Origin of the sequence: Sphingomonas spermidinifaciens (assembly GCF_002351485.1) — a bacterium.
GTDB lineage: Bacteria > Pseudomonadota > Alphaproteobacteria > Sphingomonadales > Sphingomonadaceae > Sphingomonas > Sphingomonas spermidinifaciens.
Map to the genome: position 1 here is coordinate 13,128 of NZ_NWMW01000003.1, position 12,138 is coordinate 25,265.

A 12,138-nucleotide genomic window follows, 5' to 3' on the forward strand; every position below is an offset into this window, starting at 1 on the left:
GAACGGGCTCGTACAAAAATGTTGTGCGGGTACCTTGCAATCGGATGAACGGCTTCGCACTTAGCTGCTGCCCAAGCGCCGTGAGAGCGCGGCCTTGCAAAAGGGATTCATCCAGATGCGAACCTTCCCCGCCCCTGCCCGCATCGCCGTGCGCAGCACTGCCGCGACTCCTTTGCTGGCGCTGCTGGCGCTGACCGCCTGCGGGGGCGGACAGCCGCCCCAGGCACCTCCGCCGCCGGTGGTGCAGGTCGCCAACCCGATCCAGCGCGAGATCTACGACTGGGACGAATATGTCGGCCGGTTCGAGGCGATCCAGGATGCCGAGATTCGTCCGCGCGCGTCGGGCACGATCCAGGAAGTGCTGTTCAGCGACGGCCAGCGCGTGTCGCAGGGTCAGGCGTTGTTCCAGATTGACCCCCGCCCCTACCGCGCCGCGCTCGCAAATGCGCGGGCGCAGGTGCTGCGTGCGCAGGCGACGCTCGCCAACGCCCGTTCGGTGGCGGCCCGCTCCGAATCGCTCCTGAAGGCGCAGGCGGTCAGCCGCGAGGAGTATGAGCAGAACACCGCGAACGTCCGCACCGCCGCCGCCGATCTCGAAGCGGCGCGCGCACAGGTGCAGACCGCCGAGCTCAATCTCGGCTTCACCACCGTCCGCTCGCCGATTGCCGGCCGCGTGTCGCGCCGGTCGGTCAGCCGGGGCAATTTCGTCCAGGAGGGAACGACGGTGCTGACGCGCGTCGTCTCGGTCGATCCCATCTGGTTCAGCTTCGACGGGGCCGAGGCATTCTACCTCAAATACAGCCGCCAGAATGCGCGGGGTGAGCGCGGCTCGTCACGCGACACCGGCAATCCGGTCGAGGTCCAGCTCGCCGACGAGAGCGGCTATAACTGGCGTGGTCGGATGGACTTCGTCGACAACGCGATCGATCCCAATTCGGGCACGATCCGCGCGCATGCCCGGATCGCCAATCCCGACGGCTTCCTGACGCCGGGCATGTTCGGCCGCGCGCGACTGCTGGGATCGGGCACCTATCGGGCGATGCTGATCCCCGATACCGCGATCGTCACCGATCAGGCGCGCAAGATCGTCTATGTCGTGGGGCAGGACGGCAAGGTCGCGCCGCGCCCGGTCGTCACCGGGCCGCCGGCCGATGGCCTGCGCGTCATCCGTGACGGCTTGGCGCCCACCGACCGCGTCGTGATCCAGGGGCTGACCACGCTCCAGCCCGGCATGGCCGTCCAGGCCAAGCTGACCCGCATCCAGGCCAAGCCCAAGGGCGACACGCCGGGTTCCCAGCCGGTGACGACGCCCCCCGCCGCCGACGCCAGCCAGGCGAACTGACATGCGCTTCCCGCATTTCTTCATCGACCGCCCGATCTTCGCGGCGGTCCTCTCGGTTCTGATCCTCGTCTTCGGCATCGTCGCGCTGCCGACGCTGCCGGTGACGCAGTATCCGGAGATCGCGCCGCCGACCGTCGTCGTCACCGCGCAGTTCCCCGGCGCGAGCGCCGAGACGCTGGCCGAGACCGTGGCCGCTCCGCTGGAGGAGGCGATCAACGGCGTCGAGAACATGATCTACATGTCCTCGTCCTCGACCGGCGACGGCGCGCTCCAGATCACCGTGACCTTTGCGCAGGGCACCGACGCCGACCAGGCGCAGGTGCTCGTCCAGAACCGCGTCGCTTCTGCCGAGCCGCGGCTCCCTGAACAGACGCGACAGATCGGCGTCACGACGCTCAAGAACTCGCCCGACTTCCTGATGGTGGCGATGTTCTCGTCGCCCGACGGGTCGCTCAGCCAGGAATATGTCTCCAACTATGTGGGGACGCAGGTCATCGACCGGCTGGCGCGTGTGCAGGGCGTCGGCAATGCGCAGGCGTTCGGCAGCCGCGACTATAACATGCGCGTCTGGATCGATCCCGACCTCGCCGCCGCGCGCAACCTGACCGTCGATGAAATCACGACCGCGATCCGCGGTCAGAACGCACAGGTCGCCGCCGGTGCGGTTGGCCAGCCGCCGTTCGCAGGCTCGGGCTCGGCCTTCCAGCTCGGCGTCCAGACCGAGGGGCGGCTGACCACGCCCGAGCAGTTCGGCGAGATCATCATCAAGCGCGACGCCAATGGCGCGATGACGCGACTGCGCGACGTTGCGCGGATCGAGCTGGGCGCGGAGACCTATGCCGTCAACGCCTATCTGAACGGCGTGCCGGTGACCGCGGTCGCGATCAGCCAGCTGCCGGGTTCGAACGCGCTCGACGCCGCCGACGCCGTCATCAAGGAGCTGGAGGAAGCGAAGAAGTCGTTCCCGCCGGGCATGACCTATTCGATCCCCTACAATCCGACCGAGTATATCTCTGCCTCGATCGAGGCGGTGGTCGACACGCTGGTCGAGGCGATCATCCTCGTCGCGCTGGTGGTGCTCGTCTTCCTCCAGAGCTGGCGCGCGGCGATCATCCCGATCATCGCGATCCCGGTTTCGCTGCTCGGCAGCCTCGCGATCCTCGCGGGCTTCGGCTATTCGCTCAACAACCTGTCGCTGTTCGGCATGGTGCTGGCGATCGGTATCGTGGTCGACGACGCGATCGTCGTCGTCGAGAATGTCGAACGCCTGATGGAAGAGCGCGGCATGTCGCCGCGCGAGGCCGCGCACGAGACCATGGATGAAGTGGCCGGCGCGCTGATCGCAATCGCACTGGTTCTGTGCGGCGTGTTCGTGCCGACGATGTTCATTCCCGGCATTTCGGGGCAGTTCTATCAGCAGTTCGCGCTGACGATCGTGTCGGCGACCGCCATTTCGGCGATCGTGTCGCTCACGCTGTCGCCTGCGATGGCCGCGCTGATCCTGAAGCCCAAGGCGCATGACGCCGAGCCGAAGCGCGGCTGGCGCGGCCTGCCCGGCCGCTTCGCGCGCGGCTTCAACCGCGGGTTCGACTGGCTGGCGGAACGTTATGGCCGCTTCACCGCGCGCGCGGTGCGCATGCTGGGCGTCATCGCCATCGCCTATGTGCTGTTGATCGGGCTTGCCGGCTGGCGCTTCTATGCGACGCCGACCGGCTTCATCCCGGCGCAGGACCAGGGCTATCTCATCACCGCGGCGCAGCTGCCGCCGGGCAGCTCGCTCCAGCGGACGACCGAGGTGATGCTTCGCGCCGAGAAGACCGCGCGCCAGATCCCGGGCATGAAGGACACGGTGATGTTCGTCGGCCTCGACGGCGCGAGCTTCTCGACCGCGCCCAATACCGCGGCGATGTTCGTCACCATGCAGCCGCATGCCGAGCGCGCCGACGCCGACACGCTCGCCAATCAGCTGCGCGGCGCGCTCGCCCAGTTCAACGAGGGGCTGCTGCTTGTCATCCCGCCGCCGCCTGTCCAGGGCATCGGCACCGGCGGCGGCTGGAAGATGATGATCGAGGACCGCGAGAATCGCGGCTACCAGGCGCTCGAGGCCGCGACCTTCGGCATGATGATGAAGGCTAACCAGACCCCCGGCATCGCCGGCGCCTTCACCCTCTTCAACACGCGCACCCCGCGCCTGTTTGCCGATGTCGATCGCGAGCGCGCCGAGCAGCTGGGCGTCCCCGTCAGCAACATCTTCTCGACGATGGGCACCTATCTCGGCTCCTCCTATGTCAACGACTTCAATCTGCTGGGCCGCACGTTCCGCGTAACGGCGCAGGCCGACGCGCCCTATCGCGACGAGACGTCGGACATCGGCCGGCTGCGCACGCGATCGGCGTCGGGGGCAATGGTGCCGCTCGATGCCGTCATGACGATCCGCGACGACAGCGGGCCGTACCGCGTGGTGCGCTACAACCTCTATCCCTCGGCCGAATTCCAGGGGGATACGGTGCCCGGCTTCTCCTCGGGCCAGACGCTCGCCGCGCTCGAAAAGATCGCCGCGGAGACGCTGCCCGAGGGCATGTCCTACGAATGGACGGAGCTTGCCTTCCAGCAGAAGCAGGCGGGCAATACCGGCGTGATCGCCTTCGCCCTCGCGGTGCTGTTCGTCTTCCTGCTGCTCGCGGCGAATTACGAGAGCCTCGTGCTGCCGCTAGCGGTCATCCTGATCGTGCCGATGTGCCTGCTGGCGGCGATGCTGGGCGTCAACCTGATGGGGATGGACAACAACATCCTCACGCAGATCGGCCTCGTCGTGCTCATCGGCCTCGCGGCGAAGAACGCGATCCTGATCGTCGAGTTCGCCAAGCAGAACGAGGAGGAGGGCAAGGAACTGCTCGAGGCGGCGCGCCTTGCCGCCGCGCAGCGACTGCGCCCGATCCTGATGACCTCGATCGCGTTCATCCTCGGCGTGCTGCCGCTGGTGATCGGGACGGGGCCGGGTGCCGAGATGCGCCGTGCGCTGGGCGTGGCGGTCTTCTTCGGGATGATCGGCGTGACGCTCTTCGGCCTCGTCTTCACCCCCGCCTTCTACGTCATCAGCAGGAAGTTCGGCGATTGGGCCGGCCGTCGCCTCCGGCGGAAGCCCAAGGCAACGCCGCCCGCCCCTGTCGCCGAACCGGGAGCCCCGGCATGAAGAAACTCGCCAGCCTGACGGCCGCGCTGCTGCTCGGCGCCTGCGCGGTCGGTCCCGACTATGAAAAGCCGGCGACGCCCGGCGGGATCAATGCCGAGGGGGCGTTCGTGGAGGGTGCCCGCCTGTCGGCGGTCAACGCCGCCGAACTGCCGCCCAAATGGTGGCAGCTCTACGACGATCCGAACATCGACCGGCTGGTCGGTGAGGCGCTGGCGCACAACACCGACATCCGCGTCGCCGCCGCCAACCTCCAGCGCGCACGGGCGGTGCTGAACGAGGCGCGCGGGCGGCGGCTGCCGACCACAGAGCTGTCGGCCCAGTACACGCGCCAGCGGACCGGATCGAACAGCTTCGGGGCGCAGTTCGGGGGCACGCAGCAGATCCCCTCGTTCGAGACCGACCTGTTCACCACGGGCTTCAACGCCAATTACGAGCTCGACCTGTTCGGCGGCGTCGGCCGCGCGATCGAAGCGGCGCGCGGCGACGTGCAGGCGGCGGCGGCGCAGATCGACGCCGCTCGCGTCTCCGTCGCGGCGGAGACGACGCGCTCCTACGCGCTCGTCTGCAGCAACGCCCAGCAGATTGCCGTCGCGCAGGAGACGGTGCGGCTTCAGGAACAGACGCTCGCCCTCACCCGCCGGCTGTTCGATGCCGGCCGCGGGCAGCGCCGCGATGTCGAGCAGGCCGATACGCTCCTCGCCCAGACCCAGGCGCAGCTGCCGGGACTGGAGGCCGAACGCCGCGCGGCGCTATACGCGCTGGCGACGCTGACCGGTCGCCCGCCCGCGGAGACTGACGCCGCCGCTGCGCAGTGCGCGCGGCTGCCGCAGCTGACGCAGCTCATCCCCGTGGGCGACGGCGCCTCGCTGCTCCGCCGCCGGCCCGACGTGCGCCAGGCCGAGCGCCAGCTCGCCGCCGACACCGCACGCGTCGGCGTGGCGACCGCGGCGCTCTATCCGTCGATCTCGCTGCTGGGTTCGATCAGCCTCACCTCGACCACGCTCGACACGCTGGTCGACAATGACAGCGTCGGCTTCTCGCTCGGGCCGCTCATTTCGTGGAGCTTCCCCAACCAGACTGCGGCACGTAGCCGCCTGCGGCAGGCCGAGGCGACGGCCGAAGGGAGCCTCGCCAGCTTCGACGGCACGGTACTGACGGCGCTGCGAGAGACCGAGCAGGCGCTGGCCCGCTATGCCGGCGAGCTCGATCGCAACCGGGTGCTCCGCCGCGGCGAGCGCTCGGCGGCCGAGGCGGCGCGGCTGTCGCGCCTCCGCTTCGACGCCGGCCGCGAGAGCTTCCTCCAGCTGATCCAGGCAGAACGCGATCGCGCCGATGCGCGCGCGGCGCGGGCGCAGTCCGACGCGGCGCTGGCGGAGGCGCAGATCGCCCTGTTCCGTGCGCTTGGCGGCGGATGGGAGGATGCGCCGGAGACGACACGGCGGGCCGGTTGAGGAGAGAAGCGGGATTTCGAGCCAGGCCCGGGATGACGTGACTGGGTAGGCCCTTCCCCTCGCCCCCCGCGTCACCGCCGGACCCGATCCGGGTCCCTCTTCTGCTTCCTTCCTCCGACGACCACCAAAATCGCGCTAGAATAGCTATGCACGGGTTGCGCCCGCCGCCCCATCCGCTACCCCGCGGCCAGCGGCAATGAAGGGAGACGGCACGAAATGCGCGATGCGGTGGGCAAGCTGCTGTTGTTCGGCGCCACCGGCGACCTGTCGCAGCGGATGCTGCTGCCGTCGCTCTACGGCCTCCATGCCGACGGCCTGCTGCCCGAAGGGCTGACGATCACCGGCACCGCACGTTCGCCCCAGAGCGATGACGAGTTCCGTGCCTTCACCCGTAAGGCGCTCGACACCTTCCTCCCCGACGACCGCAAGGACGAGGCCGCGATCGAGGGCTTCCTCGCGCGGCTGCAGTACCAGGCGCTCGACGCCTCGACGATCGAGGGGTTCGACGATCTGGCGGCCAAGATCGGCGACGTATCGGGTGGACTGGCCATCTTCCTGTCGACCGCGCCGTGGCTGTTTGGCCCTACGATCAAGGGGCTGCAATCGGCGGGCCTCGCCGGCGACAATGTCCGCATCGGGCTCGAAAAGCCGCTGGGCAAGGACCTCGCTTCCAGCCGCGAGATCAACGATATCGTCGCCGCCGCCTTCCCGGAGGAGCGGACCTTCCGGATCGACCATTATCTCGGCAAGGAGACGGTCCAGAACATCCTGGCGCTCCGCTTCGGCAATTCGATGTTCGAGCCGATCTGGAATGCGCGCGGCATCGACCATGTCCAGATCACCATCTCAGAGACGGTGGGGCTCGAGGGGCGCGCGGGCTATTATGACGAGGTCGGCGCGCTGAGGGACATGGTCCAGAACCACATGCTCCAGCTGCTGGCGCTGATCGCGATGGAGCCGCCCGCGCGCTTCGACGGTACCGCCATTCGCGACGAGAAGGTGAAGGTCCTCCGATCGCTCCGCCCAATTCCGGCCGACGAGGTCCCGCACGTCACCGTGACCGGCCAATATGACGCCGGCGCGGTCAAGGGCGAGATCGTCAAGAGCTATGACGAGGAGCTCGGCAAGGATTCGCGGACCGAGACGTTCGTGGCGCTCAAGGCGCATGTCGACAACTGGCGCTGGCAGGGCGTGCCCTTCTATCTGCGCACCGGCAAGCGGATGCCGGAGCGGCGCAGCGAGATCGTCATCCAGTTCAAGCCCGTGCCGCACTCGATCTTCGCCGAGCGTGGCGGCATGCTACAGCCCAACGTCCTCGCCATCCGGCTGCAGCCTGAGGAATATGTCCGCCTGCTGGTGATGGCGAAGCAGCCCGGCCTCGACCGCGAGGGCGTGCGGCTGCGCGAGGTGCCCTTGAACCTCAGCCTCGATACCGAGTTCGCCGGCACCCGCCGCCGTATCGCCTATGAGCGCCTGCTTCTCGACCTGATCGAGGGCGACCCGACCCTCTTCGTCCGCCGCGACGAGGTAGAGGCGCAGTGGCAGTGGATCGACCAGATCCGCGCCGGCTGGAAAGCCAACGACGTCAAGCCCAAGGGCTATCAGTCGGGCAGCTGGGGGCCGTCCTCCAGCATTGCTCTGACCGAGCGCGACGGCGTGACCTGGAACGAGTGATTTTTGCGGGGGACCTCATCGCAACCTCCCCCGTTCGTGCAGAGTAGGCGCCGAGCTTGTCGAAGCGCCGGATCGACGCACCTGATCGAAAACTGTCCTTACGATACGCCGCTTCGGCTTCGCCCGGCGGCTACTCAGGACAAGCGGATTTGGATGGGTACATGACCGAGATTGAATGGTGGGACTATGATGACGCGGACGAGCTGGCCGACGCCGTGGCCGGTGACGTCCAGTTCGTCATCGAAAGCGCGATCGACGCGCGCGGCAGCGCGGTCGTTGCGCTCGCGGGCGGCAAGACGCCCTTCCCAGCCTACGAAAAGCTCGCCGCGGCGAAGCTCGACTGGAAGCGGGTGACGATCGTCCCCACCGACGACCGGCTGGTGCCGATGGGCGATCCGCTGTCGAACGTGACCGCGCTCGGCAAGCTGTTCGTGCCCAGGGGCGCGCGCGTCTTCCCGATCACCAGCGAGGCGGCCAAGGATTACAAGGCCGCTGGCCGCGCCGCCGATGCGCGGCTTCAGGACCTGCACTGGCCGCTCGACCTCTGCCTGCTGGGCGTCGGTGGCGACGGGCATACCGCCTCGATCTTCCCCGGCCCCGATTTCGACGAGGCGCTGAACGGGCCGAAGGATCGCCGCGCGCTCGGCGTCATGCCCGACCCGATGCCGCCCGAGGCGCCGGTCGCGCGCGTGTCGCTGACCCGCGCCTCGATCGTCTCGGCCAAGGCGGTGATGATCGCCGTCACCGGCCAGGCCAAGCGCGACGTGATCGAGGCGGCAATCAAGGAGGGGGCCGGCTCCCCTTATCCGATCGGCCGCGTGCTCGCCGACGCCGAACTGCCCGTCGACATCCACTGGGCCGCGTGATCCGCGACAAGAGGCCAGACGCATGACGCTCCACCCCATCATCGCCGCCGTCACCGACCGCATCATCGAGCGGTCGCGACCGGGCCGCACCGCCTATCTCGACCTGATCGAGCGGGAGCGCGCGTCGGGCTTCGATCGGCCCAAGCTCGGCTGCGCGAACCTCGCCCATGCCTATGCAGGGACGGACGAGCAGCGTGACCGGATGAAGGACGGGCGGGCGATGAACATCGGCATCGTCACCGCCTACAACGACATGCTGTCGGCGCATGCGACCTATTACCGCTATCCCGAACAGATGAAGGTATGGGCGCTTGAAGCGGGCGCGACGGCGCAGGTCGCGGGCGGCGTGCCGGCGATGTGCGACGGCGTGACGCAGGGCTATCAGGGGATGGAGCTGTCGCTGTTCAGCCGCGACACGATCGCGCTCGCGACTGCGATCGCGCTCAGCCACCGGACGTTCGAGGGCGCGGCACTGCTCGGCATCTGCGACAAGATCGTGCCGGGGTTGCTGATGGGGGCACTCCGCTTCGGCCACCTGCCGATGGTGATGGTCCCCGGCGGCCCGATGCGCACCGGTATTCCCAACAAGGAAAAGGCCGCGGTCCGCGAACGTTATGCCGAGGGCAAGGCAACGCGCGAGGAACTGCTCGACAGCGAGATCGCCGCCTATCACGGCAAGGGCACCTGCACCTTCTACGGCACCGCGAACTCGAACCAGATGATGATGGAGGCGATGGGCCTCCACATCCCCGGCGCCGCCTTCGCCAATCCGGGCACCAAGCTGCGCCAGGAACTCACGCGCGCGGCGGTGCAGCGGCTGCCCCAGATCGGCTGGGGCACCGACGATTATCGCCCGATCGGCCACTGCGTCGACGAGCGCGCGATCGTCAATGCGGCGATTGCATTGCTGGCGACCGGCGGCTCGACCAACCACCTCATCCACCTGCCCGCCATCGCGCGGTCGGCAGGGATCGTCATCGACTGGGAGGATTTCGACCGCCTGTCGAAGGTCGTGCCGCTCCTCACCCGCGTCTATCCCAACGGCTCGGCCGATGTGAACGCGTTCGAGGATGCCGGCGGGCCTCCGTTTGTCCTGCGGGAGCTGTCGCGCGGCGGGCTGATCCATGACGACATCCTGACCATCGCCGAGGGCGGCTTCGCCCAGTACGGCCGCAAACCCGATATCGAGGGCGACGCGCTGGTGTGGCGCGACCTGCCCGCCGAGCCCGGCGACGACGGCATCGTCCGCACGGTCGAGAACCCCTTCTCGCCCGAAGGCGGCTTTCGCATCCTGCAGGGCAATCTCGGCCGCGCGTGCATCAAGACCTCGGCCGTCGATCCCGACCGCTGGGTGATCGAGGCGCCGGCCCGCGTGTTCTCGACGCAGCAGGACGTGCAGGACGCGTTCAAGGCGGGTGAACTCGACCGCGACGTGGTGGTCGTCGTCCGCTTTCAGGGGCCGCAGGCCAACGGCATGCCCGAACTGCACAAGCTCACGCCGCCGCTCGGCGTCCTTCAGAACCGCGGTTTCCGCGTCGCGCTCGTCACCGATGGGCGTATGTCGGGCGCGAGCGGCAAGGTGCCCGCCGCCATCCACCTCTCGCCCGAGGGGTTCGCGGGGGGGGCGGTCGCGAAGCTGCGCGACGGCGACGTGGTGCGGCTCGATGCCGAGGCGGGCACGCTCGAGGCGCTGGTCGATGCCGCGGAATGGGAAGCGCGACCCTATGCCCAGACGCCGCCGATGGCCGACGGCACCGGCCGCGAGCTGTTCCGCATGATGAATCAGGCCGCGGATGAGGCCGAACGCGGTGCCAGCGCGATGCTGGCCGCAGCGGGGCTGTAAGAACCGTCACCCCAGCGAAAGCCGGGGGCTCGTGCCACGAGCGTGCGCTTGCGGATGGCGGTCCCAGCTTTCGCTGGGATGACGGTGGGGAAAGGGAGTTTCAGATGGAAGTCGTCGCAGTCGATATCGGGGGTACCCATGCCCGCTTCGCCATCGCCGAGGTCGAGGGCGGGCGCGTCGTACGCATCGACAATCCCGTCACGCAGAAGACCGCCGAGCATGGCAGCCTGCAACTCGCCTGGCAGGCCTTCGGTGAGGCGGCGGGCCGCCCCCTGCCCCGCGCCGCGGCGATCGCCGTCGCCTCGCCGATCAATCCCGACCTCATCAAGCTCACCAACAATCCCTGGATCATCCGCCCGCCGCTGATCCGCGAGCGGCTGGAGGTCGATGACTGGACGCTCATCAACGATTTCGGCGCGGTCGGTCATGCGGTGGCGCAGCTGCCCGACGAACATTTCGTCCACCTTTGCGGACCCGAGGGCGGGCTGCCCGACAGGGGGTCGATCACCGTCTGCGGGCCGGGCACCGGCCTGGGCGTCGCACAGGTTTTCCGCACCGGCACCGGCTATCATGTGATCGAGACCGAGGGCGGGCACATGGACTTCGCCCCGCTCGATCATATCGAGGATGCGCTGCTCGCCCGGCTGCGCAAGGATTTCACCCGCGTCTCGACCGAGCGCGTCTGCTCCGGTCCCGGCATCAAGGCGATCTACGAGACGCTGGCGGGGATCGAGCATCGCCCGATCCACCAGCTCGACGACAAGGCGATCTGGACGATGGCGTTCGAGGGCACCGACAGCCTCGCCGCCGCGGCGATGGACCGATTCTGTTCGGCGCTGGGCTCGGTAGCGGGCGACCTCGCGCTCGCGCACGGGCCAAAGGGGGTGGTGATCGCCGGTGGCCTCGGCCTCCGGCTCAAGGACCATCTGCTCAACTCGGGCTTCGGTCAGCGCTTCGTCGCCAAGGGACGTTTCCAGGGCCTCATGGCCTCGATCCCCGTCAAGCTCATCACCTATCCGCAGCCGGGCCTCTACGGCGCCGCCGCCGCCTTCGCGCAGGAGCATACGCAATGACCATCGAAGACATCATGCGCACCAGCCCCGTGATCCCCGTACTGGTGATCGACGATGCCGCGACCGCCCGCCCGCTGGCCGAGGCACTGGTGAAGGGCGGCCTCAAGGTGCTGGAAGTGACCCTGCGCACCCCCGCCGCGCTCGACGCCATCGCCGAGATGAAGAAGGTCGAGGGCGCGATCGTCGGCGCGGGCACCGTCGTCTCGACCCAGCAGTTCGAGCAGGCGATCGCCGCGGGCAGCGAGTTCATCGTCTCGCCGGGCCTGACCGAAGCCCTTGCCGAGCCGATCGTCAATTCGAACGTCCCCTATCTGCCCGGCGTCGCGACCGCGGGCGATATCATGCGCGGCTACGCACTGGGGCTCCGCCACTTCAAGTTCTTCCCCGCGGAAACCTCGGGCGGACTGAAGGCGCTGAAGGCGCTGGCCGCGCCCTTCTTCGAGGCGCGGTTCTGCCCCACCGGCGGCATCTCCGAAGTGACCGCGCCCGACTGGCTGGCGTTCGACCCGGTGCTGTGCGTCGGCGGCAGCTGGGTAACGGGCGGCGCGCTCGCCGACGTGGAAGCGCGGGCGGGCGCGGCGGCGCGGCTGGGGCGTTGATAGCCTGATTCCGGCATCCCGAACGTGGTCCGAGGTCCCGCTTCGTCCGAGCCGATTGAAGACGAAGCCAGCGGGATCTCGGATCAAGTCCGGGATG

At 68.6% G+C, this 12,138-nt stretch carries 8 protein-coding genes; all 8 read left to right on the forward strand.

Going from position 1 to position 12,138, the window contains the following annotated elements:
* The first annotated feature begins 115 nt into the window (after positions 1–115).
* The 8 genes from COC42_RS15415 to eda all read left to right on the forward strand — a co-directional run bounded on the left by COC42_RS15415 (position 116) and on the right by eda (position 12,041).
* Positions 116–1,342: an efflux RND transporter periplasmic adaptor subunit gene (locus tag COC42_RS15415; protein WP_096344266.1), complete on the forward strand. Its 1,227-nt coding sequence runs from the start codon at positions 116–118 to the stop codon at positions 1,340–1,342.
* Between the two features lies 1 nt (position 1,343).
* Entirely contained in the window at positions 1,344–4,535 is a 3,192-nt protein-coding gene (locus tag COC42_RS15420) for an efflux RND transporter permease subunit (protein WP_096344267.1), read from the forward strand.
* Positions 4,532–5,986 carry an efflux transporter outer membrane subunit gene (locus COC42_RS15425; RefSeq protein WP_096344268.1) on the forward strand — a complete coding sequence of 485 codons (1,455 nt, stop codon included), beginning with the start codon at positions 4,532–4,534 and terminating at the stop codon, positions 5,984–5,986. The genes COC42_RS15420 and COC42_RS15425 overlap by 4 nt, the downstream gene beginning before the upstream one ends.
* A 216-nt stretch (positions 5,987–6,202) precedes the next feature.
* On the forward strand, positions 6,203–7,660 hold the full coding sequence (gene zwf, locus COC42_RS15430) for a glucose-6-phosphate dehydrogenase (protein WP_096344269.1): 1,458 nt from the start codon (positions 6,203–6,205) through the stop codon (positions 7,658–7,660).
* A gap of 161 nt (positions 7,661–7,821) precedes the next feature.
* Positions 7,822–8,526, forward strand: coding sequence for a 6-phosphogluconolactonase (gene pgl, locus COC42_RS15435; protein ID WP_096344270.1), 705 nt, complete (start codon positions 7,822–7,824; stop codon positions 8,524–8,526).
* A 22-nt stretch (positions 8,527–8,548) separates the two neighbouring features.
* Positions 8,549–10,369, forward strand: coding sequence for a phosphogluconate dehydratase (gene edd, locus COC42_RS15440; RefSeq protein ID WP_096344271.1), 1,821 nt, complete (start codon positions 8,549–8,551; stop codon positions 10,367–10,369).
* A gap of 104 nt (positions 10,370–10,473) precedes the next feature.
* Complete coding sequence (glk, locus tag COC42_RS15445; protein WP_096344272.1) at positions 10,474–11,442, forward strand: glucokinase; 969 nt, start codon at positions 10,474–10,476, stop codon at positions 11,440–11,442.
* Positions 11,439–12,041: a bifunctional 4-hydroxy-2-oxoglutarate aldolase/2-dehydro-3-deoxy-phosphogluconate aldolase gene (eda, locus tag COC42_RS15450; protein WP_096344273.1), complete on the forward strand. Its 603-nt coding sequence runs from the start codon at positions 11,439–11,441 to the stop codon at positions 12,039–12,041. Before glk ends, eda begins: the two co-directional genes overlap by 4 nt.
* Positions 12,042–12,138: the final 97 nt, after the last annotated feature.